This window comes from Bacillus coahuilensis m4-4 (assembly GCF_000171615.1).
Taxonomy (GTDB): domain Bacteria; phylum Bacillota; class Bacilli; order Bacillales; family Bacillaceae_K; genus Bacillus_T; species Bacillus_T coahuilensis.
Map to the genome: position 1 here is coordinate 16,616 of NZ_ABFU01000016.1, position 26,662 is coordinate 43,277.

General features: G+C 38.9%; 33 protein-coding genes and 5 pseudogenes. 17 read left to right on the plus strand and 21 right to left on the minus strand.

Annotation, left to right across the window (positions count from 1 at the left end):
• Positions 1-33: 33 nt before the first annotated feature.
• The 8 genes and pseudogenes from M44_RS03595 to M44_RS20060 form a co-directional block, all read right to left on the minus strand.
• The gene (locus M44_RS03595) at positions 34-1,617 is read right to left on the minus strand and encodes an ABC transporter substrate-binding protein (protein ID WP_010170947.1); all 1,584 of its coding nucleotides are present in this window, start codon (positions 1,615-1,617) and stop codon (positions 34-36) included.
• A gap of 35 nt (positions 1,618-1,652) precedes the next feature.
• A pseudogene (locus M44_RS20050) lies at positions 1,653-2,628 on the minus strand (ABC transporter ATP-binding protein).
• The gene (locus M44_RS03605; protein ID WP_010170951.1) at positions 2,621-3,619 is read right to left on the minus strand and encodes an ABC transporter ATP-binding protein; all 999 of its coding nucleotides are present in this window, start codon (positions 3,617-3,619) and stop codon (positions 2,621-2,623) included. The pseudogene M44_RS20050 and the gene M44_RS03605 overlap by 8 nt, the downstream one beginning before the upstream one ends.
• 310 nt (positions 3,620-3,929) lie before the next feature.
• A complete protein-coding gene (locus M44_RS03610) occupies positions 3,930-4,424 on the minus strand; it encodes a GNAT family N-acetyltransferase (RefSeq protein WP_010170955.1) in 495 nt (164 codons plus the stop codon).
• On the minus strand, positions 4,421-5,545 hold the full coding sequence (locus M44_RS03615) for an FtsW/RodA/SpoVE family cell cycle protein (protein ID WP_010170957.1): 1,125 nt from the start codon (positions 5,543-5,545) through the stop codon (positions 4,421-4,423). The genes M44_RS03610 and M44_RS03615 overlap by 4 nt, the downstream gene beginning before the upstream one ends.
• Positions 5,525-5,623: pseudogene (locus M44_RS29760) on the minus strand (permease prefix domain 1-containing protein); the annotation flags it as partial. The pseudogene M44_RS29760 and the gene M44_RS03615, both read right to left, overlap by 21 nt.
• An 85-nt stretch (positions 5,624-5,708) precedes the next feature.
• On the minus strand, positions 5,709-6,089 hold the full coding sequence (locus tag M44_RS20055) for a helix-turn-helix transcriptional regulator (protein WP_010170959.1): 381 nt from the start codon (positions 6,087-6,089) through the stop codon (positions 5,709-5,711).
• A 33-nt stretch (positions 6,090-6,122) separates the two neighbouring features.
• Positions 6,123-6,644, minus strand: a pseudogene (locus tag M44_RS20060) (sigma-70 family RNA polymerase sigma factor).
• Between the two features lie 291 nt (positions 6,645-6,935).
• On the opposite strand from M44_RS20060, the gene M44_RS03635 reads away from it, so the two are divergent.
• The 4 genes from M44_RS03635 to M44_RS03645 all read left to right on the plus strand — a co-directional run bounded on the left by M44_RS03635 (position 6,936) and on the right by M44_RS03645 (position 8,809).
• Complete coding sequence (locus M44_RS03635) at positions 6,936-7,298, plus strand: GntR family transcriptional regulator (protein WP_010170961.1); 363 nt, start codon at positions 6,936-6,938, stop codon at positions 7,296-7,298.
• A 21-nt stretch (positions 7,299-7,319) separates the two neighbouring features.
• A complete protein-coding gene (locus M44_RS27760; RefSeq protein ID WP_010170963.1) occupies positions 7,320-7,601 on the plus strand; it encodes an ATP-binding cassette domain-containing protein in 282 nt (93 codons plus the stop codon).
• 107 nt (positions 7,602-7,708) lie between these two features.
• Positions 7,709-8,188 (plus strand): ATP-binding cassette domain-containing protein, encoded by a 480-nt coding sequence (locus M44_RS27765; RefSeq protein WP_010170965.1) that lies wholly within the window; start codon positions 7,709-7,711, stop codon positions 8,186-8,188.
• Positions 8,189-8,809, plus strand: coding sequence for a hypothetical protein (locus M44_RS03645; protein WP_010170967.1), 621 nt, complete (start codon positions 8,189-8,191; stop codon positions 8,807-8,809).
• Positions 8,810-9,017: 208 nt separating this feature from the next.
• On the opposite strand, the gene M44_RS03650 is transcribed toward M44_RS03645, so the two are convergent.
• Together M44_RS03650 and M44_RS03655 are read right to left on the minus strand one after the other, a co-directional pair.
• A complete protein-coding gene (locus tag M44_RS03650; protein ID WP_010170969.1) occupies positions 9,018-9,938 on the minus strand; it encodes a TIGR03943 family putative permease subunit in 921 nt (306 codons plus the stop codon).
• Between the two features lie 11 nt (positions 9,939-9,949).
• Complete coding sequence (locus M44_RS03655; protein ID WP_010170971.1) at positions 9,950-10,924, minus strand: permease; 975 nt, start codon at positions 10,922-10,924, stop codon at positions 9,950-9,952.
• A 168-nt stretch (positions 10,925-11,092) separates the two neighbouring features.
• On the opposite strand from M44_RS03655, the gene M44_RS20070 reads away from it, so the two are divergent.
• Positions 11,093-12,322 (plus strand): metal ABC transporter solute-binding protein, Zn/Mn family, encoded by a 1,230-nt coding sequence (locus M44_RS20070; protein ID WP_010170972.1) that lies wholly within the window; start codon positions 11,093-11,095, stop codon positions 12,320-12,322.
• Positions 12,323-12,356: 34 nt separating this feature from the next.
• Here M44_RS20070 and M44_RS03665 read toward each other — a convergent pair whose 3' ends face one another.
• From M44_RS03665 to fabL, 5 genes are all read right to left on the minus strand, one after another.
• On the minus strand, positions 12,357-14,105 hold the full coding sequence (locus M44_RS03665; protein ID WP_010170974.1) for an ABC transporter ATP-binding protein: 1,749 nt from the start codon (positions 14,103-14,105) through the stop codon (positions 12,357-12,359).
• Positions 14,106-14,628: 523 nt separating this feature from the next.
• Positions 14,629-15,159: a nucleoside tri-diphosphate phosphatase gene (ntdP, locus tag M44_RS03680; protein WP_010170980.1), complete on the minus strand. Its 531-nt coding sequence runs from the start codon at positions 15,157-15,159 to the stop codon at positions 14,629-14,631.
• A 98-nt stretch (positions 15,160-15,257) separates the two neighbouring features.
• Positions 15,258-15,521 (minus strand): YgaB family protein, encoded by a 264-nt coding sequence (locus M44_RS03685; protein WP_010170982.1) that lies wholly within the window; start codon positions 15,519-15,521, stop codon positions 15,258-15,260.
• Positions 15,522-15,690: 169 nt separating this feature from the next.
• The gene (locus tag M44_RS03690; protein ID WP_010170984.1) at positions 15,691-15,897 is read right to left on the minus strand and encodes a gamma-type small acid-soluble spore protein; all 207 of its coding nucleotides are present in this window, start codon (positions 15,895-15,897) and stop codon (positions 15,691-15,693) included.
• Between the two features lie 80 nt (positions 15,898-15,977).
• A complete protein-coding gene (gene fabL, locus M44_RS03695) occupies positions 15,978-16,724 on the minus strand; it encodes an enoyl-[acyl-carrier-protein] reductase FabL (RefSeq protein WP_010170986.1) in 747 nt (248 codons plus the stop codon).
• A gap of 78 nt (positions 16,725-16,802) precedes the next feature.
• Here fabL and M44_RS03700 point away from each other — a divergent pair, with 78 nt between their 5' ends.
• Positions 16,803-17,027 carry a hypothetical protein gene (locus M44_RS03700; protein WP_010170988.1) on the plus strand — a complete coding sequence of 75 codons (225 nt, stop codon included), beginning with the start codon at positions 16,803-16,805 and terminating at the stop codon, positions 17,025-17,027.
• 32 nt (positions 17,028-17,059) lie between these two features.
• On the opposite strand, the gene mutY is transcribed toward M44_RS03700, so the two are convergent.
• Complete coding sequence (gene mutY / locus M44_RS03705; protein ID WP_010170990.1) at positions 17,060-18,160, minus strand: A/G-specific adenine glycosylase; 1,101 nt, start codon at positions 18,158-18,160, stop codon at positions 17,060-17,062.
• Positions 18,161-18,339: 179 nt separating this feature from the next.
• On the opposite strand from mutY, the pseudogene M44_RS20075 reads away from it, so the two are divergent.
• A pseudogene (locus M44_RS20075) lies at positions 18,340-19,333 on the plus strand (metal-dependent hydrolase).
• A gap of 662 nt (positions 19,334-19,995) precedes the next feature.
• On the opposite strand, the gene M44_RS03715 reads toward M44_RS20075, so the two are convergent.
• Positions 19,996-20,265 carry a YfhJ family protein gene (locus M44_RS03715; protein WP_010170992.1) on the minus strand — a complete coding sequence of 90 codons (270 nt, stop codon included), beginning with the start codon at positions 20,263-20,265 and terminating at the stop codon, positions 19,996-19,998.
• A 129-nt stretch (positions 20,266-20,394) separates the two neighbouring features.
• On the opposite strand from M44_RS03715, the gene M44_RS03720 reads away from it, so the two are divergent.
• Positions 20,395-20,565 (plus strand): small, acid-soluble spore protein K, encoded by a 171-nt coding sequence (locus M44_RS03720; RefSeq protein ID WP_010170994.1) that lies wholly within the window; start codon positions 20,395-20,397, stop codon positions 20,563-20,565.
• Between the two features lie 23 nt (positions 20,566-20,588).
• On the plus strand, positions 20,589-20,738 hold the full coding sequence (locus tag M44_RS25835; protein ID WP_010170996.1) for a YpzG family protein: 150 nt from the start codon (positions 20,589-20,591) through the stop codon (positions 20,736-20,738).
• Positions 20,739-20,787: 49 nt separating this feature from the next.
• Here M44_RS25835 and M44_RS03725 read toward each other — a convergent pair whose 3' ends face one another.
• Positions 20,788-21,114: a YfhH family protein gene (locus tag M44_RS03725; protein WP_010170998.1), complete on the minus strand. Its 327-nt coding sequence runs from the start codon at positions 21,112-21,114 to the stop codon at positions 20,788-20,790.
• Between the two features lie 71 nt (positions 21,115-21,185).
• On the opposite strand from M44_RS03725, the gene M44_RS03730 reads away from it, so the two are divergent.
• Entirely contained in the window at positions 21,186-21,851 is a 666-nt protein-coding gene (locus M44_RS03730) for an SDR family NAD(P)-dependent oxidoreductase (RefSeq protein WP_010170999.1), read from the plus strand.
• Here M44_RS03730 and M44_RS27770 read toward each other — a convergent pair.
• The 3 genes from M44_RS27770 to M44_RS27780 are packed head-to-tail and all read right to left on the minus strand — an operon-like array spanning position 21,841 to position 22,650.
• Entirely contained in the window at positions 21,841-22,032 is a 192-nt protein-coding gene (locus tag M44_RS27770; protein WP_237705200.1) for a RecX family transcriptional regulator, read from the minus strand. The genes M44_RS03730 and M44_RS27770 overlap by 11 nt on opposite strands.
• The gene (locus M44_RS27775; protein ID WP_010171001.1) at positions 21,944-22,210 is read right to left on the minus strand and encodes a regulatory protein RecX; all 267 of its coding nucleotides are present in this window, start codon (positions 22,208-22,210) and stop codon (positions 21,944-21,946) included. The genes M44_RS27770 and M44_RS27775 overlap by 89 nt, the downstream gene beginning before the upstream one ends.
• Positions 22,207-22,650, minus strand: coding sequence for a RecX family transcriptional regulator (locus M44_RS27780; protein ID WP_010171003.1), 444 nt, complete (start codon positions 22,648-22,650; stop codon positions 22,207-22,209). Before M44_RS27780 ends, M44_RS27775 begins: the two co-directional genes overlap by 4 nt.
• A gap of 169 nt (positions 22,651-22,819) precedes the next feature.
• Here M44_RS27780 and M44_RS03740 point away from each other — a divergent pair, with 169 nt between their 5' ends.
• The 7 genes and pseudogenes from M44_RS03740 to M44_RS03770 all read left to right on the plus strand — a co-directional run bounded on the left by M44_RS03740 (position 22,820) and on the right by M44_RS03770 (position 26,657).
• A complete protein-coding gene (locus M44_RS03740; RefSeq protein ID WP_010171005.1) occupies positions 22,820-23,716 on the plus strand; it encodes a TIGR01777 family oxidoreductase in 897 nt (298 codons plus the stop codon).
• 61 nt (positions 23,717-23,777) lie between these two features.
• Complete coding sequence (locus M44_RS25845; protein ID WP_010171007.1) at positions 23,778-23,906, plus strand: YfhE family protein; 129 nt, start codon at positions 23,778-23,780, stop codon at positions 23,904-23,906.
• A gap of 85 nt (positions 23,907-23,991) precedes the next feature.
• Entirely contained in the window at positions 23,992-24,165 is a 174-nt protein-coding gene (locus tag M44_RS25850) for a YfhD family protein (RefSeq protein WP_010171009.1), read from the plus strand.
• 169 nt (positions 24,166-24,334) lie between these two features.
• A complete protein-coding gene (locus M44_RS03755) occupies positions 24,335-24,982 on the plus strand; it encodes a cache domain-containing protein (protein WP_010171011.1) in 648 nt (215 codons plus the stop codon).
• Positions 24,983-25,454: 472 nt separating this feature from the next.
• Positions 25,455-25,997, plus strand: a pseudogene (locus M44_RS29765) (methyl-accepting chemotaxis protein); the annotation flags it as partial.
• 93 nt (positions 25,998-26,090) lie between these two features.
• Positions 26,091-26,288 (plus strand): hypothetical protein, encoded by a 198-nt coding sequence (locus M44_RS03765; protein WP_010171015.1) that lies wholly within the window; start codon positions 26,091-26,093, stop codon positions 26,286-26,288.
• Positions 26,289-26,366: 78 nt separating this feature from the next.
• Positions 26,367-26,657, plus strand: coding sequence for a hypothetical protein (locus M44_RS03770; RefSeq protein WP_010171017.1), 291 nt, complete (start codon positions 26,367-26,369; stop codon positions 26,655-26,657).
• The last annotated feature ends 5 nt before the right edge of the window (positions 26,658-26,662 follow it).

Sequence of the window (26,662 nt, forward strand, 5' to 3'; positions counted from 1 at the left end):
GGGAGAGTACCTAAGCCCTCTCCCTCACTTTCTTTAGTTTGCGAGCTCAACGTATGTCATTGGCTCAGAACCAGTCGGATGTGGAACATATCCTTTTACATTTTTGGATACACCTAAAAGTGGAGTTGAATGTACTAATGGAACCCACGGTGCATCCTGGTAAATAATCTCTTGAGCTTCAGCATATAGATCATTACGCTTACTTTCGTCAGACTCAGATTGAGCTGCAACTAAAAGCTCATGTAATTCATCATTACTATAGTAAGAGTAGTTGTTGCTTCCAATATTGTCTTGGTCTAATAGAACATATAGGAAGTTATCAGCGTCTCCGTTATCACCAGTCCATCCTAACAAGAATGCATCTGCTTCCCCGTTACGAGCCTTCTCTAAATAAGTTGCCCATTCAAATGATACAATTTCAGCTGTAATACCGACTTTTTCAAGATCTGCTTGAATTAACTCTGCTGCCTTTTGACCATCTGGCATATATGGACGAGGCACTGGCATTGCCCAAAGTTCCATTTCAAATCCATCTTCTAAGCCAGCTTCCTTTAACAATTCCTTTGCTTTTTCAGGATCATACTCGTATCCTTCAATGCTCTCATTGTAGCCAGAAATACTTGGAGGCATTGGATTTTTCGCAGCTTCCGCTTGCCCTTCATATAGTGCATCAATAATACCTTGCTTATTAATGGCATAGTTCATAGCTTGACGTACTTTTGGATCATCAAATGGCTCTCTTGTATTTGTTAATCCAAGGTACCCTACATTCATAGAAGGACGTTTGACTAGTTCCAAGTCTTCTTCCCCTTCAATTTGGCTGGCATCACTTGGATTAATTCCATCGGCGATGTCGATTTCCCCGGCAATTAAAGCATTTAGACGTGCAGAGTTTTCTGGAATCGTACGATAGACTACTTCATCAACCTTTGGTAAGCCCTCTTTCCAGTAATCTTCATTTTTCTTTAATACAATTTTGTCATTCTTTACCCATTCAACGAATACAAATGGGCCAGTTCCAGCCTCTGTTGGTGTTTCTCCTAGCTTATCTCCTAGCTCTTCAATCGCTTTAGGAGATACAATACCAAATGGGCTCATCGCAAGATTCTTTAAGAACGGTGCTTGTGGACGAGTTAATTCGAATTCGACTGTTAATTCATCTACAGCGGTAATGCTCTCAATAACATGTCCTTCGTCTCCTTTATACCCACCAAACATAGATCCGTAGTAATAGAAGGACTCTCCACCATTCATCCAACGATCAAAGTTTGCAACAACTGCATCTGCATTAAAATCTGTTCCATCTTGGAACTTGATTCCTTCATTTAGAGTGAACGTATACGTTAACCCATCTTCTGAAATTGTCCACTCTTTTGCAAGATTTGGCTCAATTTGAGTATCCTGTTCTCCAAAATTGACAAGAGTTTCAAAGATATTTTCTGTTACCATTAACGATTCACCGTCTGTAACAGCTGCAGGGTCTAATGCTACTGCGTCTCCTCCACGTCCAAAAATTAGCTGGTCTCCTCCGCCAGATGAGCTAGAGGAACAACCAATCAACACAGTTGATAGCACCATGATGAAAGCAAAAATACTAGCAATGCCTTTCTTTTTCATTCTTTCCCCTCCTAAGTAATCTTCTCTCTTCTATGTTAAGTGCCTGTTGAATAGAGATGGCACGAAACAAAATGGTTTTTATCCTGGGGCTGTAGCGTTGGTGGAATTCTAGTACACAAATCGGTTGCCACAGGACAACGTGTGTGAAATGTACATCCTGACGGTGGATTTGCAGGACTCGGAATATCCCCTTGAAGGATGATTTTTTCTTCTTTTATGAAGTGGATCTGGGATAGGTACACTTGAAATTAAGCTTTTGGTATATGGGTGAAGTGGGTTGGTGTATAGTTCATCGCTGGTTGATAACTCTACCATCTTTCCTAAATACATAACACCTACTCTGTCGCTAATATGACGAACGACACCTAGGTCATGGGCGATAAAAATATACGTAAGTTGAAATTCCTTTTGCAAATCTTCTAAGAGGTTTAATACCTGTGATTGGATGGAAACGTCTAGTGCTGATACAGGTTCATCGGCGATAATAAGCTTCGGCTTCGTCATTAGTGCTCGCGCAATCCCGATTCGTTGCCTTTGACCCCCACTAAACTGATGAGGATATCTCTTTAGGTGATAGGAACTTAACCCAACGACTTCAAGCATCTCTTGGACCTGTCGTTTTCGTTCCTTACGATCGCCAATTCCATGGACGATAAGTGGTTCTTCTAAAATTTTCTCTACGGTGTGTCTTGGGTTTAATGATGCAAATGGATCTTGAAAGACCATTTGAATATCTCTTCTTGTTTTACGCAATTCACTTTTAGATAAGGTTGTTAAATCTTTGTCTTCAAATTTTATTGTTCCTGTTGTAGGCTCCAATAATCTCATCAACAAGCGACCTGTTGTGGATTTTCCGCACCCACTCTCGCCAACAATCCCTAGGGTTTCTCCGCGTTTCAGTGTAAAAGAAACACCATTAACAGCTTTAATACTCCCTTTGGGTTTGAGCAACCCTCCTTTAACCGCAAAGTGTTTAGAGAGGTTTTCAACTTCTAATAGATGCTCAGCCATATGCTTCCTCCTTCTCTTCTTCTACTAGGAAGCAGCGCGCACGATGATCCCCTTGTACTTCCGACAAATTGGGATGCTCAACCGAACACCGATCAAAAGCCGCATAACAACGAGGAGCAAAACGACAGCCCTCTTTAATACTTCCCGGCTTCGGTACATTCCCTGGAATAGAGTAGAGCTTTTCTTGTTGTTGACGTATATCAGGTACCGATTGTAAAAGTCCCTTCGTATAAGGATGCGAGGGATTTGTAAAAATATCTTCTACAGCACCTTGTTCTACTACTTTTCCTGAATACATCACGATGACTCGATCACAAACTTCTGCTACTACCCCAAGATCATGAGTGATAAGCATAATCGCCGTTTTGGTTCGTTCATTTAAATCCTTCATTAGCTTTAGAATCTGGGCTTGGATGGTTACATCTAGAGCCGTTGTGGGTTCATCTGCTATGAGGAGCTTCGGCTCACAGGCCATCGCCATTGCAATCATTACACGCTGCCTCATCCCACCAGATAATTGATGAGGATATTCTTTCACTAGCTCTTCTGCTCGTGGTAACCCAACCAGCTTTAATACAGTAATGGCATGCTCCAACGAATCCTTTTTGTTCCAACCTTTATGTAAGCGAATCGTTTCCAGCATTTGATTTCCTATTGTAAAAACGGGGTTCAATGAGGTCATGGGCTCTTGAAAAATCATCGCAATTTCATTTCCCCTTAAATCTCTCATTCTTTTTTCCGATGCTTTCGTTAAATCTTCATCTCCGTAAAAGATTTCCCCACCAGTGATTTTTCCCGGAGGTGACGGAATGAGTCCCATAATAGATAACGATGTTACACTTTTCCCACAGCCCGATTCTCCAACAATTCCAACGATTTCTCCCTCATGTATATGAAAGGTAATATCATCAACCGCTGGAATTTCACCGCGGTCTGTAAAAAAGCTTGTCTTTAAAGATTGTACACGTAATAAGGGTGATGGATGATTCAACATTTTCCCTCCCTTTGTTTCTAAGTATTATTATTTGATTTTTGTTAACTTTTCTGAAATTATTTATTAATTTAACCTATAATTATCCTAATAGCAAGACATTTTAGGAAATTTAATCATAGTTTCTTAGAAAATACTGATGTAGATTCACCCTTACAATATATTAAGGAGTTTCTAGAACATGCTAGAAAAAGTTTGGGAAATGAAAATTATTTAGGGGATTAAAGATGAAGTCTATGAGATATACATTCAGGATAGTGCTAATTATGAATAAAGAGAGCTAGCAACCCTAGCTCTCTTTACATCTCTTCTATGCCTCTCGTGTAAGAAGCATTTCATATAGGGTCCACTTTTCGTCTCCAACCTGCCTTGCATGTTGTACAACAGTGACTAGTTCAAAACCTAGTTTCTTATAGAGCGCCAACGCAGAATGATTAAAATCAAAGACACCTAAACGAACTTGATTCAACCCCAATTCATTAAAAGCAATTGATACTATTTGTTTCATCATCGTTTCCCCAATACCTTTCCCTCTCAAAGCAGCCTCACCTACTAGCACTTTTCCAACTCTAGCCGTTCTTGATTGGGTATCGATTTTACTTAAGGCGATATGTCCAACTTGCTTATTATCCACCACTACACTATACGCATGAGTTGAAGGGACTTTGTTGTATTCTACTAGTTGCTCCATTGTTAGTGGATAAGTAAATCCAGGTCCTGCCCACTGCATAAGAAATTCTTTTGAATGACTCCACTCTATTAATTTTTTCCCGTGATCTAGTTCAAATGGAACCAGCTTAATCATTTGCTTGCTCCCCTATCTTCTGTGATACGTACTAAATTTTGTCTTCTAAATACACTTAAAAATAAACCGATGATCATAGAATATTGAACGGTTGATGTCAGGCCGTAGCTGATAAAGGGGAGTGAAATGGCTATATATGGAACCACTCCGAGGACCAACATAATGTTGTATAGGAACTGGAATGAATATAAAGACACTTCACCTAGTATAATTAATCTACCAAAAGGATCTTGGATATTCGATAGCTTTCTCAACATCCTAGCTGCAATTAGCATGCCAAGTAAAATAGTAAATCCTCCTAACAACCAACCATAGTGGTAAGTCAAATTCACAAATGCGAAATCTGTGTGAAATTCAACAAGGTCAATTTGACCACCTTCTTGACCAAACCATCCTGACTTTGAAAGAAGTTCTTTGTTATTGAGATAATTATATCCAGCATTATCTTTGTAATTTTCAGGATTTATAAAAGCTAGTAGCCGTTCTAACTGATAACGTTCAATATTATCTATATTAATAAATACATATGTACTGAACACGACAATAAAAGAGCCCACCATCATAACGAACGTTCTTCTTCTCTCTGGGAACCGAACCCACAATAATATTCCAACAATTGTCACATACATTAACGTTGCAGACAGAGCAGGAACCATCACAAAGAAATAGACGCTAACCACGAATAGAATGAAAACCCATAGTAAATTAGCTTCACTGTCACCTAAGTAGGAAAGCCAAGCAATGAAAAGAATTGTAAGCACACTAAAACTGCTTAATACGACACCACCTTTAATAATAAAATATGGTGCTCCTTTGATCATAACCCCATATTCTAAAATTAACCACATCATAACAATAGACAATATAAAGAATAACCACTTAAATTTCACAAGCTTTTGATAGGGAAACCACATGAATAGTAAGATAATAACTAAACTAATGACTAAAGATACGATTTTGTTGGGCAAAAAAACAACGAAGATGTTGAAGTCACTCCTGATTTCCAATAACGGCAATATCCCAATCAACGATATCACAAAGACCATCAACGCAAGCACCCAATCAAACCTTGGCCGGTGTAGTTTGTTCAGCTTAGCACCAAGTCTGTCTGGACTTCCCATTTGTTCAATCGCTTTTTGCTCAGCTTCTTCTCGTGAATACCCATCTAACGTTAATCGAGCAATCTCCTGCTGAAGATGATAGTGGAGCTCCTATTCTACATATCGTTTGGCTTCCTTTGACTTTATATAACTTGTCACTCGGTCTAAATACTCAAACTTCCTTTCATTCATGGAATCCACCCTCTAGAATCTCTTTTAAAGAAAATACTCGTTTCTTCTTCTTTAATTGTTTCTCTAAAAGCTTTCGCCCAGTTGAAGTCATTCTGTAGGACTTCACTCCATAACGCCAAATTGATTCAATCCATCTGTCTTTTTCATATTGATGCAATGTGGCATACAGAAATCCCTCCTCTTCCAGAAATCTCTTCAGCCCTCTAGCTCTTAATAACTGGATTAACTCATGTCCTGTTCTCTCCGCTAGTAACAACTGTAAAATATGCCCTTGTACGAACAAATCATTCTCTTCTGCCCGTTCCATTCCTCTTTTCATTCTTGCTTTTTTCTCTTCTGTAAAAGGAACATGACGAAACGTGTGGGTATCCATTGTCTTTTTTTAATCCTTTTAAACGATCGTCCATTACTCTTCTACCAGCCTTTCTTTTAATAATTGCTTCGCCCTTCTTAATCTTGTTTTCACCGTATTTTCCTTCAGCTGAAGGAGCAGCGAGATGTCTTTAACAGACTGTTCTTCATAGTAAAATAGATAGATGACTTCACGATATTTCACAGGAAGTAGCAAAACTTCCTGTTCTAACTTTTGATCTTCATCATTCTGAACAATTTGATGTTCAATGGAGCCTTCTGATCTTAGTGATTGAAACACCCAATCCTCTTGCACCTGTACATTGCGTTTGTACCAGCTTTTAAGATAATAATTACAATGGTTAATCGCAATTTTCCAAATTCAAGTACGGATAGTCGAAGAACCTTGATACGTGTGCATCTTTTTGTACACTTTTATAAAGATGTCTTGAGTTAAATCATCTGCGACAGCTTCTTGTTGAACATATGAAAACACGAGCTTCCACACATCTTCCCCGTACTGGTCTATAATGTCATCTATTGAAATAACCATTTCTCCTACTACATCCTCTTGCATACGAATCCAATCCTCCACATTATTCCCTCCCATAACTATAGACGATGATACGGTAGAAAAGGTTTTTATTTTGGATACCGTTCGTAAATATTTTTAATAGACAGCTATAAATATAAAGAAAAAAAATCAGGCTAGTTTATGTTTAAGAAACATACAACTTACCACTCACTACACCTCAGAGATATATCTAGGCCAATTACTACTTTACAAACAGATGAAGATGTTATATAGTTAGTTACATAAGTAACTAACTAGTTAACTAAAAAATTCTTCCTTGAAAGGGGGACACTAATGAAGTCAGTGTTAGATGAGTCACTGCCTATTTTTCAACAAATTGCTGTAATGATTATGGATGATATTGTAGATGGGCGATTGAAGGAAGAAGAACAAGTACCATCAACGAATGAGCTATCGCGTTTTTATACCATTAATCCGGCTACAGCAAGAAAGGGACTTCAAACACTTGTAGACAAAGAAATTATCTACAAGCAACGAGGTGTTGGAATGTTTGTAATGAAAGGGGCTCGTGCAAAATTGCAAAAAGAACGACAGCAGTACTTTTATGATGAATATATAAAACCTTTACTTGAAGAAGCTCACCGCATCAATATAGATGAAGAAATGGTCATTAAGCTAATAAAATCAGCAAATTAAAAAATGGAGGAGGCTGAATAGATGATTGATGTACAACAGGTTCATTATGGATATAACCACTCTACTGTTTTAACTAATCTGTCATTGAAGGAAAGTGAACCAGTTATAACTGCCTTATGGGGAAGAAATGGAGCAGGGAAAACGACTCTCATGAGTTTACTCGCTGGGCATCAACGACCAGATAGGGAACAATTTTTATTAAAGGAGAAGAACCTTATAACAATTTACATGCTCAAAAACATCTATGCTATATTCAAGAAAATCATCCGTTCAGCAAAAACTGGACAGTACGTGATCTATTAAAATTCGGAAATTACTTTCATCAAAATTGAAATCAAGAATTAGCCGACGAATTAGTTGAAGTTTTTGAGTTACCAACTAAAAAGAAAATAACAAAATTCTCAAAAGGAATGAAGACTGCCGCTCAAATAATACTAGGATTAGCGAGTAATGCAAGTGTAACAATTCTTGATGAACCAACTAATGGATTAGATGCTGTGAAACGTAAACATTTTTATGATGCACTGATAACTAGCTATGAAAATAATCCACGCCTCATTTTATTATCTACTCACCACATCGAAGAAATTCAACCAATATGCGAATCTCTCATTGTCATTCATGACGGAAAAGTAAGAATTCATCAAACAATGGAAGAAGTCAGAGAAAGAGGAATCCTTTTAACGGGTTCAACGGAAGGAATACAAAGTGCCACTGAAAATGTGAACATTATTGAATCGTCAAAAATTGGTTCTATCTCCAAGGTAATGGTCGACGAAAAGCACTCCAAAGAGTGGAAAGATATTGCTTCTGCCCATCAGCTTTCCATTGAAAACGCAAGTTTACAAGACTATTTAATTAATATCACAAATAAAAAGGAGGTAGAATAAGTGAATGCTGTGACGGGAACGTATCGATTAATCTATGAAGAAATGCGGTGGATCTTAGTCATTTTCTCCTCTATTACGATTTTGATATCTGCGATTTATTTGACTATAGGGTCTCTTTTTAACATTGGATTTACCACATCTTTGTTTGGTCCGATTTACGGTGGGGTTTGTGTTTTAGGGGCAATTGGATTTACCACCATTTTTCCAATTGCTATAGGGCTTGGAAGTACGCTAACACAGTATATGAAATCTTACTATGCCATATCATCTCTTATGGTTATCGGCATCATTTCAATCTTAAATATTATTTATTTTGCCTTTTATCTATTAAGAGAGCAAGGATTGCATTCTCTTTCCTTCTTTCATCCAGCTAATCTTTTTTCACCTGACTATCATGTTTTTTATTATTTATTGATTGATTTGATGATAGGATTTCTTTTACTTGGATTATCATCCTTTATTACAGCATGTTGGCGTAAGCTTGGCACAAGAAAATTCCTTGTATTGTTCTTTTCCATTAATATTTTGATAACTTACCTTTTACCACTACAAATCTGTTTTCAAAAATTGTACCTTTCCTTTTTGAACATACTTTGCTCACTTTTATTGGTTGTGGATTAATAGGCGTATTATTACATGTAGCAACATATCCAATAATGAAACATATTTCTCTTACATTTAAACCAGTACAATCGTAAGTAAGGTATATATGGACTCTCATCTATATAGTCTACTTTCTTTTTCTATTTGACTTTTCTTTGCTCTCAAAAAATACTATACGTCCTCATTAAAAAACAGTCTCAATTTCTGAGACTGTTTTTGTTCACTTCTATTCCATTGTCGGATACACAGGCATGTACACATTATCAACATAGGCTTCCTGAATCGGCTCTATCTTCTCTACTGCAATACCCTGTAATACCATCATGCTATATCCCTTCACTTCTCCTTGCGTAAACGTACCACTGACTACTACCCATTCATCATCCTTGATAGTGGCCATTTGCTCATCCTCTGCCATAAGTCCAAGGACCGTTGCATCGGCTGTACAACACGTTACACCGAACCTCGCTACCACTGCTTCATTTTCTTCAAACTCACTTTCACGGTACACAAATCCTCTAAGCTGAACTTCTTTACCGTTAAATTCGTCTTGATAGGAGAATAAAATTTCAATGATAGGTGAGAACATAGATTCAACCATCACGATCTTATCTTGAGAAACTAAAATTTCTTTTAATTTCTCCATATCAATCTCTTTATCTATAGCACCAGGTTCACTCAAAATGGCTTCTGAATATAGAGCTTCCGCTTCCTCAAAAGAGGTGATTTGAGCTTCTCTAGTACTATCACCAGGGTTTGATGACAAAGGCTCATTCAACTCAGAACCCATCACCACTCCTCTATTCTTCGCAACAGCACTATCTAATAACACATCTGGAAACAGAAAGCCCCCTACAAGTGGAAGTATAAATAATCCGTATACCCAAAGGGAACCAATCCATGATCTAGGAAGCTCATGAGCTTCACAATCACAGCTATCGACTATCTTTTGATCAGAAGTACTTCGGATCAATTGAATTATCCCGATCAGTAAGAATGCCCAAAGAGCAAAATGCAGAAATCCATGCATTTTAGGTGCAACAAAATTATTTAAGTCTCCTGTCAAAAACAACTTTAGCACTAATAATGCGTAACCTATTAGCAGAATAGACCTTAGAAACGTATGCTGTTTTAACTTAGTTTCCATTAGATTCCCTCCTATAAAATTCCTTGGAATAGTAGAATCCCTACAAATACAACACCCGTGACAATGGCAATGTATCTTAGCACAAATCGCCAATTAAAATAAGCTAACATCAAAATGGTATTTTTCAAATCAATCATAGGTCCATAGACTAAAAACGCTAGAATAGATGCAACACTAAACTGGGAGCCAAACGAAGATGCGACAAACGCATCGGCTTCTGAGCAAAGAGAGAGAACATACGCAAGTCCCATCATGCTTAGTGGTCCTAGGATCGTATTTGCGCCTACTTCAACTAGAATCGCTCGGTCTAAGAAGGTTTGAACAATTGCTGCAACCAATGCACCTAGAATTAAAAATTTCCCCATATCAAAAAACTCATCACTCGCATGTTGAATGGTTTCAATCCATTTATTTCTTGGACCGTGGTGATGATGGTGTTGGTGTGATGCTTGTCCTTTTAAAGGATTTGCATTTTTCCATGTAAAATAAATAAGTAACCCTATGACAAGTGCGAAGATAAATGCCAGAACAAAACGTCCCCAGTAAATAATGGGCTCTGTTTGAAATGCATAATAGGTCGAAGCAAATACAACAGGATTTAATATAGGAGCCGTTACCATAATCACAATGGCCACATGTACCGGCATCCCTTTTTTCATTAGCCTTCTTGCTACAGGCACGATTGCACACTCACAGATTGGAAGCAACGCCCCAATGAATGCAGCAGGCAATATCGCAAGAAATGGATTTTTAGGAATCCACTTTTTCAATTGATCCTCTGATACAAACGTCTGAATGAGAGCCGATGCCAATACTCCAATTAATATAAACGGAAGTGCCTCTAATATGATACTCACAAAGATCGTGTTCACATTTTTGAACGCTGCTGCTGCCTCTAGGTTCCATCGGTCACCAGTTAAAAATAATGCTAAAATGAAAACAAACAGGATAATCCCTACAGTATTCCATACTTTATTAACCTTCATAAATATCTCCTTTTTTAAATGACAAACCTATCATACTCAAAAAATGCTGTCTTGAAAATAGATTATGATAAATTTATCGAAAAGATTCCGATTTACAAATCGTAATGATTACGATATAATCACATACATTGATTATATAACTCTACGAAAGGAATGACGAGAGACTTTATGAAAAAATTTCTTACTCTACTTCTATTAGTAGGAGTTCTAGCTGGATGCCAGCAAGTTCCTACAACCAACAATGAAGTTGAAAACGTACAAACCGAAACTGAGCCCCTCTCTATCCATACCACTCTTTATCCTTTACAATTTTTCACAGAACAAATTGGCGGTGAATTTGTTGAAGTTGAGAGCATCATTCCCCTTGGCGCAGACGCTCATACGTTTGAACCCACTTCAAAACAAATGATTGAAATTGCTGAAGGAGATATGTTCGTGTTTAATGGCCTCGGAATGGAGCCATATGCAGAAAAGATGGCTGAATCCCTATCATCAGAAAATGTTGTACTGGTTGAAGCTACTGCTGAATTAGACACCGCTGATCTTACCTTACATCTTGAAGATGAACATAGTGAACATGCTGACCACGATGAGCATGCTGAGGAAGACCACCATGAAACAGATGAACATAGTGACACTGATCACCACGATTCGGAAGAGCACGAGGACAATGAACACGAGGAAACAGATGAACATGGTGAGGAAGACCACCATGAAACAGATAAACATAGTGACACTGATCACCACGATTCGGAAGAGCATGAGGACAATGATCACCAGGAAACAGATGAACATGGTGAGGAAGACCACCATGACTCGGAAAAGCACGATGAAGAACCTACCGAAAATACCGAAGAACACCATCATGATCATGGGGATTATGATCCACATGTATGGTTAGACCCTGTTCTTTCTATGGAAATCGCAAGAACCATTTTAGATGAACTTATTATTCTTTTACCGGATCAAGAACAAGAATTAACCGAGAATTATGAAGCCCTAAAAACGAGACTGTCAGAATTAGATCAAGAATTTACTAGTTTAGTAGCGAGTAAAGAACAAGCAAGCATGATTGTATCTCATGCTGCATATGGCTATTGGGAGTCAAGATACGGAGTGTCGCAACTACCGATTTCTGGACTATCCCCATCAGAAGAGCCTTCCCAAAAGCAACTAACTGCTTTAGTTGATACGGCAAAAGAAAACAATCTACAATATGTTGTCTTTGAACAAAACGTATCTGGCAAAATTGCCGAAACCATTCGAGTAGAAATAGGAGCAGAACCTGCTTATTTGCATAATCTCTCCGTTTTAACAGAATCAGACATTGAATCAAATGAAGATTATTTCTCCATAATGGATAAAAACCTAGACGTATTAGAAAATATTTTACAGTAACAAGGAAAGAGTGCCTCCATCGAGACACTCTTTTTTAATTTCCAAGCTGCTGCACTTGGAACAGCTTATAATAGTTGCCTTGCTTTTTCATTAACTCACTGTGAGACCCTTCTTCTACAATTTTTCCGTGCTCTAATAGGATAATTCGGTCCACATGGGTAATGGTAGACAAACGATGGGCCACTATTAACGTCGTGCGCTCATGTGCAAGCTCATTTAAGGCTTCCTGGATATAATGCTCACTCTCTAAATCTAATGCGGAGGTCGCTTCATCTAAAATTAGGATCGGTGGGTTTTTAAGGAAGACTCTGGCAATCGCAACCCGCTGTTTTTGTCCGCCAGAGAGCTTGACTCCTCTTTCCCCAACCATCGTGTCATATCCGTCAGGAAGACTCATAATAAACTCATGTGCATTAGCTGCTTTGGCTGCTGCGACTACTTCCTCCTCTGTAGCATCAGGATGACCAAACAAGATATTCGTCCGAATGCTTTCACTAAATAAAATATTATCCTGAAGCACCATTCCAATATTATTACGCAGCGATTCCGTTGTTAATGCTTTTATATTCACTCCGTCTAAAAGAATTTCTCCTGCTGTCACATCGTAAAAGCGCGGGATAAGACTGATTAATGAACTTTTTCCTCCACCACTCATCCCAACAAATGCAACAGATTCGCCAGCGCGAACCGATAAGTTAATATTGTTCAATACTGCCTCATCATCAATATCATAAGAAAACGAGACTTCTTTAAAGGTAATTTCTCCTTTAACATCTTTTGCAGGTCTAGCTCCTGGCTCATCTTTTACATCATACTTCTCGTCAATAAACTCAAACACACGGTCCATTGAAGCAATAGCCTGGGTTAACGTCGTAGATGAGTTCACAAGTCTTCTAAGCGGACTATACAACCTCTCCACATATCCGATAAACGCTGCCATCGTACCAACAGATAAATCCCCTTGAATCACTCCATACCCCGCATACGCTATCACGATAAGCGGCGCAATATCCGTAATCGTGTTCACCACCGAAAATGCCTTCGCATTCCAGCTTGTATGATCCAGCGCCCTGTTTAAGAAATTACCATTATACCGTCTGAACTCTTCTTGTTCATACTCTTCCAGTGCAAAGCTTTTAATCACTGGCATTCCCGCCACACGCTCATGAAGATAACTTTGAACCTCTGCAAGAGCTTGTGAACGAGAACGCGTTAACGAACGCAATCTTCCAAAGAAAAATTTCACTGAAAATGCGTAGAGCGGGAAAACAATTAATGAAACTAACGTTAGCTCTACATCAAGCACCAACATTAAAGCAATCGCAATCAATATCGTTGCTAAATCAAGCCAAAGATTCATAAGCCCCGTAATGACAAAATTCTTCGTCTGCTCTACATCATTAATTACTCGTGAAATGACCTCACCAGCCCGAGTATTGGCATAATATTTTAAACTAAGCTTCTGAATGTGTATGTAAAGCTGGTCTCTAATATCATATAAAATCTTACTCGCCGTCCACTGCGCAAAATATTGTCTAAAATATTCAACGGGCGGTCGTACCACCACAAAGATAAAAAACATAATCCCCATAATCCACAAAAGTTCGTTCGTTTGCTCACTTTGTGAAAGATCCTGGTTATTAATGATTTCATCTATTACATACCCCGTTAAAAAGGGGATGGCTAAAGGAATGGCAAACTTCACAATCCCTATCATTAGGGTAATAATAATTTGCTTTGTATAAGGTTTAACAAATTGTAAGTAACGTTTAATAATATCCAAATAGATGTCTTCCTTTCCGGCCCAAGATACTCTCGCCTATCATCTCATGAGGGTGAAGAATGGAGCAAGTAACTTGGCTTGATGTTAGTTTGTTCAAGATGGTTGTGGAGTATTTGTGTAGGGAGGATTTGAAGTAGTACTTGGGGTGCGTGGGTGGGTGGGGGATTCACTCTTTTGTGTGTACTTTTTTGCGTGCGGCTATCTTCCTTTGCGTTCACTTTTTCCCACTTGCGTGCACTTTTCATCTTCTTGCGTGCGGGGTTCCACCATTTGCGTGCACTTCTCTTTTTGCGTGCGGCTATCTTTCCTTGCGTCACTTTTCCCCCTCTTGCGTGCACTTTTCATCCACTTGCGTGCGGGGTTCACTCCTTTGCGTGCACTTCTCTTTTTTGCGTGCGGCTATCTCTCCTTTGCGTGCACTTTCTCTTCATCTCCGCCAACCACGTCCCCAAAAATCCACCAAAACAAAAAACCCGCTTTCTTAGCAGGCATTTCGCACAATTCAATTCTACTTACTAAAATCCTATCGTCGGTTAGATAAATACCGTTCGTACCAAACATCAATGAAGTCCGGGGCAAAAGGTCCTTTGCCTTGTCGGATCCAACGTACAAGCTTGTCTACATTGCGTTTTAGAATATGGTCAATGACTTCTGGGTATCCCATTTGTTGACTATGTGCTAAATACTCATCTTCATCTAAGAGAGTATAGGTGCCGTCTGGGTACACTTTTACATCTAAGTCGTAATCTATGTATTTAATTGCTTCATGGTCATAGACAAAAGGTGAGCTTAAATTGCAGTAATAGTAGATGCCGTCCTCACGAATCATACAAATAATATTAAACCAGTGCTCACCGTGAAAATAACAGATGGCAGGTTCTCGTGTTACCCATGTTCTTCCGTCCGATTCTGTAACAATGGTTCGATCATTGGCGCCGATAATCATATTTCCAGTCGCTTTTAGTACGGTGGTTTCTTCCCATATTCGATGGATTTTTCCGTCATGCTTATAACTTTGTATCTGTACAGCTTCTCCTTCTTTGGGAATAGCCATGATTAATTCCCCTACTTTCGCTACTTATTCGATGCAAATTATATGTTTCCTACTATTATACCGTGATTTCAAAAAATTTAAAAACAAAAGAGCCACCATTATTGGTGACTCATCTTTAATTCTTTGTCATTTTGATAGGATTCAATGACCGCTTCCGTTTGATATTCGAATTGTTGCTGGATTTGGCGAAGCTCTTCTTTTTTACGTTTAATTTCATTTAAAAGGCTTTCTAACTCCGCTTCCTGTTCCATTTCTTCCAATTCACGTTGGATGTCTTGGCATCTCTCGATCTCACTTTGAAGAAATAATAATTGGTCCATTGTCTTTAACTGCTCGCCTACAAGAAACGTAAACCGTTCCATCCCTTTTCCTCCTTAGAGCATCTTAACCTATGTATACAAATTCGATGGTGTGGTCGGATTCCCTTTGACTGCTTTTGTCGAAGTGCCACTAGTTTCGCCCCAGATTATAATCTAATCTGCTATAAAACAAATTAAGAGCTAGCTGGAAGCTAGCTCTTAATCGCGATCATTATTGTTGTTGACCGTAGTTTCCAGAAGCTTTCGCTTTGTTAGCTTCTGCTTGTTGGTTTTGTTGTTTTACGTGTTGTACGTCAGTTTCTGATGCATACTCAGTGCCGTATTGACCTTGAGCTTGACCAGCTTGAGCGTTTTGTTGTTTCACATGTTGGATATTTGTACCAGACGCTGTTTGTTGTTGATTTTTGTTATTTGCCATTTGTTATCACCTCCACAAAAAATAATTTGCCCCATCTGTGGAGAGATATACCAAAAAAAAATTTAATTTTTTTATTACTTTTACATGAGCAACGAGCGTCCTCCGTCTACGATGATGGTTTGCCCTCGAATCATAGAAGATTCTTCTGAAACAAGGAATAAAACGGTTTGAACCATATCATCAATTTCTACCATTCTTCCCGCTGGTGTTACTCTCTTTGCATCCTCTAAAAGCTCTTCTCTGTTAGGGAAATGCTTTAATGCATCTGTGTCTAATGCACCTCCGGACACCGCGTTCACGGCGATTCCTTTTGGGGCTAGTTCTACTGCTAAATATCGTGTTAATGCCTCTAGGGCTGCTTTTGAGACGCCCACTGTTGTGTAATTCTCTAGATAGCGAATGGATCCTAATGACGAAATGCTGACGATTTTTCCACCACCATTTTTCTCCATTCGTTTCGCTGCTTCCTGACCACAAAACAACAAGGCTTTACTATTAATATTCATCGTCCAGTCCCAATGACTTGGTTCGAGCTCCATTATTGGTCGTAGTACACCAGATGCTGCATTGTTCACAAATACGTCTAAACGATCAAAGTGCTCATCAAACTCCTCAAACATACGAGTGATTTTTTCTGTATCGCCAACGTTCGCTCGTAATACAATGGCTTTACGCCCTAACTTTTCAATTTCTTCTGCTGTTTCGAGAGCGGCAGACTTACTTCTAGCATAGTTAATGGCAATATCATATCCTTCTTTTGCAAGAGCAATGGCTGTTGCTTTCCCTATACCTCTACTACTACCAGTTACAAGGGCGACCTTTGACATCTTTTAACATCTCCTCTTCCTTGCATAAATTTTTAATAGGTTAAAAATATAATTGATCTTAATAAAGGAGGTTCTCCTATGTATGTTGGACGCGATATGACAGAGCTATCTATGCTACCAAAGGATGAATGGAAGAAAGAAGAACTTGCCTTTTTTCACCACGCCTTTCAACAAATAGTACCTTATTTAAATAGTGAAGGCCAAACAATTCATCGAGAAATCGTTGAAGAAATTGAAGACCGAGGCGGTTTAAAACGAAACGAAGCCGATTGGCGACACGGAACACGAGTCTCGTATGACTAAAAAAATGTGCTGGTGGGTAGCCAGCACATTCTTTATTTTCTTTCAGCTTTAAAGGATTTCCACATTTTCTGATGAGAAACCGGTAATGCATAGTCTCCTTCTAATTCATCTGCCGTCACAAATCGTGCACCAGATTCTTTTATCGAGCCAGAGATCGTTCCAACAAACACATCAACCTCCCAGACTAAATGAGAGAAGATGTGTTCAATTTTATCTAACTGAACCTTCTCAAGTTCCACCTGTTCGCTGTAGTGTTCCTGAATAAATCTCACTAAGTCTTCTCTAGGGGTCGAGAATGCATTGACTTCTGCCATTGGAAACTCCCATAAATTAGCGAGTAATCCTGAACTTGGACGTTTATGCAGAACGATTTTGCCGCTGCTGTCTACTAAAATTGCCGAGGCTAATCGTACTCTTTTTGTCGATTTTTTCTTTGTTTTAACAGGAAGCTCACTCGTTACTCCTTCATGAAAGGCATGACAATGTTCACGAACAGGACAAAGTAAACAAGACGGTGAGGTTGGAGTACACACAAGCGCTCCTAGTTCCATCAAAGCTTGATTAAAATAGGACGGATTTTTATGGGAAATCAATTCACGAATAGCCTGTTCAAATATTTTACGAGAGGAGGGCTTCGCGATATCATCCCAAATGGATAAAACCCTTGAAATGACACGCATCACATTGCCGTCAACCGCGGGCTCTGGAACACCGTACGCAATACTTAATACGGCTCCAGTCGTGTAGGGACCCACTCCTTTAAGCTTCGAAATTTCTTCAGGAGTATTCGGAACGACTCCCCCATAAGTTTCATGAACTTCTTGCACGGCCGCTTGTAAGTTTCGAACACGGGAGTAATAACCTAGTCCCTCCCATGCCTTCAATACCTTCTCCTCATCAGCTGTCGCTAACGCTTCAATGGTAGGAAATTGTTCAATAAATCGATTAAAATACGGAATGACCGTATCTACTCTTGTTTGTTGAAGCATAATTTCAGATACCCATACTTTATAGGGATCTTGATCTTTTCGCCATGGTAGATCTCGCATTTCCTCTGTAAACCAGCCTATTAGATCTTGTTGAAAGGACTCAATTGGGAAATCCTCTAGTTGTGGTAAATCAAATTTTTTCACAGTATTCCTCCATGTTACAATCCGTTTAAAATGGGAATAGATAAGGTACAGGGATATTAATCTTTGCAATCCTTTTCCCGTTTTGTCATCATTAAATAAAGATATCTTTACCATATCAAATTATCAAAACAAAACAAGTCATACTACCATATAAAAGATTTCCAAAAGGAGGAGTTCGGTTGGATACTGGCACACATGTGGTCATGGGATTTGCACTCGGAGGACTTGCCACACTGGACCCCGTAGTGGCAACAAGCACAGCAACAGCAACCAGTGTGTTAATTGGTACAGTCGTTGGCTCACAGGCACCGGACATCGACACTGTTTTAAAATTACGAAATAACGCCGTTTACATACGCCATCATCGTGGGATTACCCATAGCATACCCGCCGTACTATTATGGCCACTAGCTATTATTGCGGTCGTGTATCCTTTTTTCCCAGAAGCCAATTTGCTTCATTTATGGCTATGGACATTTTTAGCAGTATTTCTCCATGTGTTTGTAGACATCTTTAATTCGTATGGAACCCAGGCTCTTCGTCCGTTTTCACATCAATGGGTAGCTCTTGGAATTATTAATACATTTGATCCCTATATCTTTTTGGCGCATGTTGTTGGTTTAGTCCTATGGGCATTTGGATACGAACCAGGCATTACTTTTTATTGTCATTTATCTTGTGTTAATTGGGTATTACGGGGCTAGGTTTATGTTACAAGCTGCTGTTCGTAAGGTGGTTCGTAAAAGAATTCCAACCGCTAAAAATATTATCATCGCCCCTACTCTTCGATTTTTTCAATGGCGTGTGGCAGTTGAAACTGAAGATAAATTTTATGTAGGCCGAGCATACAGACGGTCCGTTACCATCCTAGATGAATTTGAGAAGGTACCCTTACCCAATTCGCCTATCATGGATAAAGTTCAGAAAGACAAGAATGTATCTGCCTTCTTATCATTCTCCCCTGTTTATCGCTGGGAGATCGAAGAGCAAGAGGGCCAATATGAGGTGCGTTTTATCGACTTACGCTACCGTAGTGAAGGTCACTATCCATTTGTGGCGATTGTGCATTTAACAAAGGATGAATTAAAGCATCTAAATTCATATACTGGTTGGATTTTTAGTGAGAGAAAGCTTCAAAATAAGATGTTAATCGGTAGAAAAGAGCATAGATGAGACGGTTTGGTTAAGTATGACCCTTTGCGCTGCGCGAAGGGTCTTTTGATTGTAGAGACTTTTGGTGTAGTAATGCTGATGTACGGTTTATAATGTAGGTTAAATTCGCTTGGGTGGGCGGTGCTATTGTTTAACTGGGTGGGAGGGTGAATGATACGGGCGGTTTTAATTAAATGGTGGGCAAAATGTAGAAGGCAAGGGTATTTTGCCCACATCAGGGCTTAAGATGGGCTTAAATCCATTCAAAATGGGCAGAATTGGGCACAACTTTTACGGTAATGGCCGGTTACAAGCTTTTATGATATATGTTTGTAGGATATTTTGTTTAGTACTCGAAAAATGAATCCCTAAGTAATAGAATGGCGCCGGTTCCTGTTGATGTTGCGCTTTTTTCCACTGTGCTTGCACGTTTTCCAACGAATCATGCGACTAATCCAATATTTCTTGCCTTTTCACTTGTGCTTCCTGCGCCCAATCGAGTTAAACTCGCGCCTCTTTTCGTATTCTTTGCGCGCGTTTCCACATCTCCTGCGTTCTACTCATAAATTCACTTTCACATTTCTCTTGCTAACAACACAACTCCTTACCATCACTCCTCCTCTCCAAAAACTAAAACAAAAAAAACGCACCCTAAAGGATGCGCAGTATATATTCAAGCAACTTCAATGAATCTTTCCGTCTTTACTCTCCAATAGGTGAGCATATCTTGGATTCATCGCTGCAAAATCATGTAATTTTCCGCCGTACATAGAAATGATATTTTTAACAAAGCGTTCTGCCATGTCTACTCCTTGGTAGTCGTAGCCTGCTTTGGCATATGTGGACTCGAAGTCTTCCCAAAGGAGTTCTACCCATGTTCGTGCTTTCGCTTCACTAATTTGTGGATTCGCAGCACGAAGGAGGCCAGCGAGCTGTTCGTATCGATCCATCATTTTCTTCCACTCCTTCCATCTACTTCATCATTTAATTTGTGATGATAAGCCCTATTATAACCCATACTAGTAGTACGTGTTCGAGCAATTGCTCCGACACGGTTGATAACAATCTTGGGAGGGAATGTTGTGAGAAATAAAGCAACCGGGTTTCCAAACCAGAACAACAATAAGTTTGAAGGTGAACCTCGCGCTAAGGCTGAATATGCGTCAAAACGTGCGAACGGGACGATTAACACGCATCCTCAGGAACGCATGCATGCATCCGGTAACCGTAAGAATGATTCACTAGAACTGTAAAAGGGTGATTCTATATGGCATACATGAAGCATAGCTACAACCGAAGCAAATATAGTAGTCCTTTCAATAAGGCTTTCTATAATCCGAAGCACGCTCACTCCCAAGCTAATGGACAGACCCAACAAACTCAAGATTTAATTATTTTAGAGAATCAGACTCGTAAAAGATCCTAACACCCCATGGACGAAAAAGAACCGAGTAGACTCACTCGGTTCTTTTTTCTTATTTTACCTTCAGCATCGAAATAGGAATCCCTTCCTCTGCGCCGCCACCAGATAGACGATATCCCCATGCAAATACCCCATTTAAATACTCTACTTTAAAATATTCTCCAGGGCTGCTTTCGAGTTCGTATATTTCTTTTGGTTGTATGTTGTTTGGGTCCATTAAATACGCTTGGGCCATGATCGCTTTGCGCTCGAGTACGGCAAACTCGTTAACGATACCAAGCTGTTCTGCTTTTCGTGCCTTTTCTTTTAGCCCAGCAATTTCTTGGCGTAGCTCATGCTCTGTCATCTCACTATATCGTTTTTCTATTTCGTTCGACATGAAAGTTCCTCCCGTTTGTCTAATGCTCTTTGTATGATAAAATTATTTTACCAAAAAAGGGGGACGTGTGTATGAAATCTGTTTGTATTACTGGTGCCAATTCTGGTTTAGGAAAAGCTTTAAGTGAAGCGTTTCACAGTAAAGGCTATTTCATTCATCTGGTTGGCCGAAATAAACAGGCATTAGAAGAAGTAAAACAACAATTGCCAAATAGTGATAGCATCCTTTGCGATCTCTCTCTGCAAGAAAATGTAGAAAGCCTTTTTACCCACCTGTCTCTTGAACATCCTGTTGAGATATTCATTAATAATGCTGGGATTGGATGCTTTGGCCCACTTAAAGAAGTCACTAGGGAAGCTTTAGAGCGTACCTTCCAAGTGAATACGTTGGCTCCTATTCTTTTAGCCAAACATTATCTAGATTATTGCGTTGGAAAATCTTTTACACCCCAGATTATCAATATCATATCTACTGCCGGTCTTCGAGGAAAAGTGAATGAGTCGGTGTATGCGGCTAGTAAATTTGCATTAAGAGGGTTTGGAGAAAGCCTTCAGAAGGAATATGAAGGCTCTGCCCGCGTTGTTAACGCCTATATGGGTGGAATGAATACGCCATTCTGGGAGAATTCTTCCCATGTGGCAGACCCATCAAGATTTCGAACGCCTAAAGAGGTGGCAGATTGGATTGCTGCTCACCATGAAACGGAAGATACCATCATTTTAGAATCTAAAAAGTAGACTCGTTCTCCTTTAATTGAGTTAACAGACGCTCAATTTCTTGGATGGAGAAACCTTTTCGGTATAGTGCTTGTTTCATTCGTTGCTCATATTCATAGCCTGTGTACTTGGTGGAATAGCGCTGGTAGCTTTTGACCTTGATGGACAAGAGCTTCCCACGCTTCATTCTCTTCACCTTCATAGGAAACCTCTTCATGAACGATGCTAATCACTGAAAACGGATAACCTTTCCTTGTTAAAGATTGCTCTACCTTTTGTTTTCGCTGTAAGCTAGAAGCCTTCTTCTCTTTTTTTACAATTTTACTGGCTATCCCAATGGCCTTTTCTACTTGTTCATCAAGAAGGTATTCCTCTATCACTTGTTGGATAAAGGAGTCGCGGACCCCCTTTCCCGCAATTCCTGTTTGATTCTTATCGGTCCCTTATCCGTTGTTGCACGCTGTGTGTTGGAATAGGCAATGGCAAATTCCAGGTCATTTACGTATCCTAACTCTTGGATTTTTTCCATGGCACTTGCTATGACGACTTCCTCATATTCCTTCTCTTTTAAATGATCGTGGATTTCTTTAAAGGATCTCATACGAAAACTTAAATAGTGAACAGCCGCATTGATGGCTTTTCTGATATCATCCTGCTGTTGAATCTTATGAATGTCTTCTTCGTCAATTTCTAGACCCTTTCGTAATTGAAACCGTGTGAGTACAGATTCGTCTACACTAAAAGCATATTTTCCATTTATAAATAAATTATAGCGCTCGGTATTGCGCTTTTGTGTCGTTATTTTAGAAATCATCCCCATACTGAACACCTCCATATTACTTTAACACATCAGAGAGAGTTTTATCTTATTCAACAAGGTAATATAGTAGTAAGAAGCGGAAGCGAAGGCTGTTACATTTTCTATGGTTTATTTTTTAAGATCCTTCTCAAATAAACCTAATAACAGCCTATTCGAAAGGAGTGATACCATGCGCTACGCCATTACTGGGGGAACAGGTTTAGTTGGTAAACATCTAACAGAACTATTATTGGAAAACGGGCATGATGTGACCATTTTAACGAGAAGCCCTGAAAAGCATCAAGATTCGAGAATTTCTTTTGTAGAATGGTTACGTGAAGGTAGTGAACCAGAGAAGTACCTAAAAGACATTGATATATTCGTGAATTTGGCTGGAGAAAGTATTAATAGTGGGCGATGGACGGATGAGCGGAAAGAACGGATTTTAAATAGCAGAATTTCTGCAACAAAAGAAATAGTACGAATCATTGGAGCTTTAGAAAAAAAACCAGCAAAACTTATTAATGCGAGTGCTATCGGAATTTATAAAGCAAGCGAAACGATCACCCACACCGAAACTTCACGGGCAACTAGCGATGACTTTCTTGGAATAACGGTCAAACGTTGGGAAGATGAAGCGTCTAACGTAGAAGAATTCGGCGTTGATGTAGCATTCACAAGGTTTGGGATTATATTAGACAAAGACGAAGGAGCTCTTCCTAAAATGACGTTACCGTATAAGCTGTTTGGTGGCGGGACAGTTGGATCCGGGAGACAGTGGATGAGTTGGGTCCACATAGAAGACGTAGCCCGAGCGATTGAATTTATTTCACGACATCAGGTAAAAGGTCCTGTGAATGTGGTCGCTCCATCTCCCCTTCAAATGAAGACGTTTGGAAAAACGATTGGGAAGGTTCTTCATCGACCTCACTGGATGCCCGTTCCTGGATTTGCATTAAAGCTAGCCCTAGGAGAGATGAGCACCCTAATGCTTGATGGCCAAAAAGTATTGCCTGACGTACTGCTTCATACAGGATATACATTCTCACATTCCACATTAGAAGAAGCGTTAGAAGACATCTATTAGGTATAAATCCTTTCATGGAAGGACAAGATGCTAGTGTACCTTACATGAAAGGATGATTCATATGGCTGATAAGAAAAAGAAGCGTGAACGAACAAAGTCCACACTTTCTAGCTCCCAAGAAGTAACGTATTCCAGAGAATTTAAAATGGCTGATAGAGCCGGAGGATATACAAAACAAAACAACTTATAATGCGTACATATTTCTTCTATCTGTAAGAAAAAATAAAAGTCGAGACCAAATGGTTTCGACTTTTATTTTTAGGAGGTTCAATCATATGGGCAAAAAAAATAAAAACAATCTTCCTCAAACACCGAAGCAATTAAAGTCAGATGGCATTGATGAAGAGTATTCGAGAGAGCTAGCTGACCAAGAAGATTTAGAAGCTCAGGCACGTGCCAATGCAGCAAACCAGCGCGCCACAGCAATGAAAAAAGTAAGAAATAAATAGAATCTGTTAAGCATGGATACAAGTATTGGAGTCCATGCTTTTTATGGTACTTATTAATAAATTTTTCCACCTTCATTACTTTATTACTATAATAGTACTTTTTACCTGTTAACTTTTTCACAATTCATTCGAAATAATACATGTATAACAATTATTAGGAGGAAACACCATGAAGATGAAGAGCATCAAGTTGAAAATGATCTTAACACTATCGCTAGTTTTCGCAATCCTTCTTTCCATTATTAGCTTTACTACGTTATCACTAGCACGAAGCAGTATGGAAAAAGGAGCTAAGGACTACTTAACAAGTCAAGTTGAGATGTTAAAGGAGTTGTATATACAGGAGGATGCTGCCAAAGAAGATGTAGCAGCTTTCCAAGCGTATGTTGAACATTTAAGTATAGACCGTACGGTTTTTGTATTGAAAAGTGATGGAACATTTCAATACTATTCGAATCCAGAATTTATTGGAAAAAGAATTGATGTAGCGGATAAACGAACGGGAGAAGATGTCATCGCTATGCTCTCCTCCACTCAAAATGACTTTACATCCTATTTTATTGAAGACCCTACTACAAAGAAGCTTGTTGAACGAATTGCCTATGTAGCTTATGAACCTACTTCTGATTCGTATGTTGGAATGAATGTGGATGAAAATATCATTTTTGCTGAAATTAAACAACTGACAAATATGTTAGTGATTTTTATTGTGGCTGCTATTATTGTGACAGTTGTCGTCACTTATTTTATTTCGAATCGTTTTACAAAACCAATTGTACAACTTCAAAAAGCAAGTGAAAAAATAGAAAAATGGTGACTTAAGAGTAGCAATTGATATTAAACGAGACGATGAAATTGGAATGCTAGCATCTTCTTTTAACGAAATGATTCAAAATTTCCGTGGATTAGTGAAAGAATCTCAAGACGTGTCAAATGAAGTGAAAAATACAACAAATTACCTTCAGAATATGATGAACCAAACAACTCAGTCTATTGATCAAATTTCAAGCGCCATACAAGAAATTGCTTCTGGGGCAACGAATCAGTCAGAAGAAGCGACTGAAGGGGTTAAACGAGCAGAAGTATTAGAGTATAGTGCCCAACAAATGAAAGAAGAGTCCGAGTTGATGAATCAATCTACAACGGCGATGAAAAACAATAATGAAACGGGTATGACGAAGATTGAACAGCTATCTAATAATCAAGAGCTAACAGAGGTTTCTTTCAAGGGAATTAGCGAGTCTGTACAAATGTTAACGAAACGAATCGACGAAATATCTTCCTTTACGTCCATTATTACTACGATTGCAGAGCAAACAAATTTACTTGCCTTAAATGCTAGCATAGAAGCTGCTCGTGCTGGCGAACACGGGAAGGGATTTGCTGTTGTAGCAGAAGAAGTACGAAAATTAGCTGAACAATCTCAAGAAGCCGTTCGCAACATTCAAACGTTAGTTAGTGACATTACAAAGGTTGCCAACCAATCTATAGAAGTTTCTGAACACGCATCCCATGTTATGGATAATCAAAAAGTAGCCGTGGAAGGAACGATTTCAATCTTTAAAGAGCTAGAAGGTTCGATTCAAGATACCATCACTCGCATTCATAATGTAACAAGCTATATTATTGATGTGGAAACTTCTAAAAATGGTGTGATATCTTCATTAGGAAACATCAGTTCTGTAACAGAACAAACTGCAGCGTCTGCTGAAGAAGTTTCTGCGTCTGCTGAAGAACAATCTGCAAGTGTTCTGGAAATGAATCATCAGATGAGTGTATTAGCAGAACAGGCTGCCTTATTAGAAGAAAAAATTAAGCGATTTACAATCTAAACAGTACAACTCTCCTGTATTTTCAGGGGAGTTTTTTACACAGCAGAATAATCTATAGTATACTGTTACTAATTGGAAAAGGAGTGATCTTACATGGCAAAATCAAAAGCAAGAAAACAGCGTGAAAAGTTAATACGAGAAGGCAGACAAGATCCTGTTGATAATCGAAGTCCCTTCAGTCAATTAAACCTATGCACGAAAAAGACGAAAACGAAAAAAGATGTAGTATATAGCAGAAGACGAACGAACTTGGAGAGTGATCATCCTTCTAGTTCGTTTTATTTTTGTTAAAATTTTCCTTTAATGCATTATTACTTGAAAGAAAGTATTATATAATGTCATTAAACCATATTATTGAAGTGATATTAATTGTCTTCTCACTTAGCAGATAGGAAAGTTGCTATTTTTACCTTATTTCAACATATTGAACATGACCAAGTTTTTGAGATAGTGGATTACCTTCCTGACGCCATTCAATTAATGGATACTGATCGAATCTACTTTCCAAATAAAGCAGCACGTCAACTTCTCGACTGTAATGAAAAAGAAAAATTAATTGGCGTGACTCTATCCAAGATTTTACATCACTCTTCCTCTTCACCTCACACCAACCACTCCATCCTTTCTAAATTCCTACGTCTCCTATGCTCAATATCATGAAAAAA

Coding starts and splice junctions, on each gene's coding strand:
- M44_RS03595 (WP_010170947.1), bottom strand. CDS start 1,617: ATGAAAAAGAAAGGCATTGCTAGTATTTTTGCTTTCATCATGGTGCTA.
- M44_RS03610 (WP_010170955.1), bottom strand. CDS start 4,424: ATGATTAAGCTGGTTCCATTTGAACTAGATCACGGGAAAAAATTAATA.
- M44_RS03615 (WP_010170957.1), bottom strand. CDS start 5,545: ATGGGAAGTCCAGACAGACTTGGTGCTAAGCTGAACAAACTACACCGG.
- M44_RS20055 (WP_010170959.1), bottom strand. CDS start 6,089: ATGGATACCCACACGTTTCGTCATGTTCCTTTTACAGAAGAGAAAAAA.
- M44_RS03635 (WP_010170961.1), top strand. CDS start 6,936: ATGAAGTCAGTGTTAGATGAGTCACTGCCTATTTTTCAACAAATTGCT.
- M44_RS27760 (WP_010170963.1), top strand. CDS start 7,320: ATGATTGATGTACAACAGGTTCATTATGGATATAACCACTCTACTGTT.
- M44_RS27765 (WP_010170965.1), top strand. CDS start 7,709: ATGAAGACTGCCGCTCAAATAATACTAGGATTAGCGAGTAATGCAAGT.
- M44_RS03650 (WP_010170969.1), bottom strand. CDS start 9,938: ATGGAAACTAAGTTAAAACAGCATACGTTTCTAAGGTCTATTCTGCTA.
- M44_RS03655 (WP_010170971.1), bottom strand. CDS start 10,924: ATGAAGGTTAATAAAGTATGGAATACTGTAGGGATTATCCTGTTTGTT.
- M44_RS20070 (WP_010170972.1), top strand. CDS start 11,093: ATGAAAAAATTTCTTACTCTACTTCTATTAGTAGGAGTTCTAGCTGGA.
- ntdP (WP_010170980.1), bottom strand. CDS start 15,159: ATGGCTATTCCCAAAGAAGGAGAAGCTGTACAGATACAAAGTTATAAG.
- M44_RS03685 (WP_010170982.1), bottom strand. CDS start 15,521: ATGGAACGGTTTACGTTTCTTGTAGGCGAGCAGTTAAAGACAATGGAC.
- M44_RS03690 (WP_010170984.1), bottom strand. CDS start 15,897: ATGGCAAATAACAAAAATCAACAACAAACAGCGTCTGGTACAAATATC.
- fabL (WP_010170986.1), bottom strand. CDS start 16,724: ATGTCAAAGGTCGCCCTTGTAACTGGTAGTAGTAGAGGTATAGGGAAA.
- M44_RS03700 (WP_010170988.1), top strand. CDS start 16,803: ATGTATGTTGGACGCGATATGACAGAGCTATCTATGCTACCAAAGGAT.
- M44_RS03715 (WP_010170992.1), bottom strand. CDS start 20,265: ATGATGGATCGATACGAACAGCTCGCTGGCCTCCTTCGTGCTGCGAAT.
- M44_RS25835 (WP_010170996.1), top strand. CDS start 20,589: ATGAAGCATAGCTACAACCGAAGCAAATATAGTAGTCCTTTCAATAAG.
- M44_RS03725 (WP_010170998.1), bottom strand. CDS start 21,114: ATGTCGAACGAAATAGAAAAACGATATAGTGAGATGACAGAGCATGAG.
- M44_RS03730 (WP_010170999.1), top strand. CDS start 21,186: ATGAAATCTGTTTGTATTACTGGTGCCAATTCTGGTTTAGGAAAAGCT.
- M44_RS27770 (WP_237705200.1), bottom strand. CDS start 22,032: ATGAAGGTGAAGAGAATGAAGCGTGGGAAGCTCTTGTCCATCAAGGTC.
- M44_RS27780 (WP_010171003.1), bottom strand. CDS start 22,650: ATGGGGATGATTTCTAAAATAACGACACAAAAGCGCAATACCGAGCGC.
- M44_RS03740 (WP_010171005.1), top strand. CDS start 22,820: ATGCGCTACGCCATTACTGGGGGAACAGGTTTAGTTGGTAAACATCTA.
- M44_RS25845 (WP_010171007.1), top strand. CDS start 23,778: ATGGCTGATAAGAAAAAGAAGCGTGAACGAACAAAGTCCACACTTTCT.
- M44_RS25850 (WP_010171009.1), top strand. CDS start 23,992: ATGGGCAAAAAAAATAAAAACAATCTTCCTCAAACACCGAAGCAATTA.
- M44_RS03755 (WP_010171011.1), top strand. CDS start 24,335: ATGAAGATGAAGAGCATCAAGTTGAAAATGATCTTAACACTATCGCTA.
- M44_RS03765 (WP_010171015.1), top strand. CDS start 26,091: ATGGCAAAATCAAAAGCAAGAAAACAGCGTGAAAAGTTAATACGAGAA.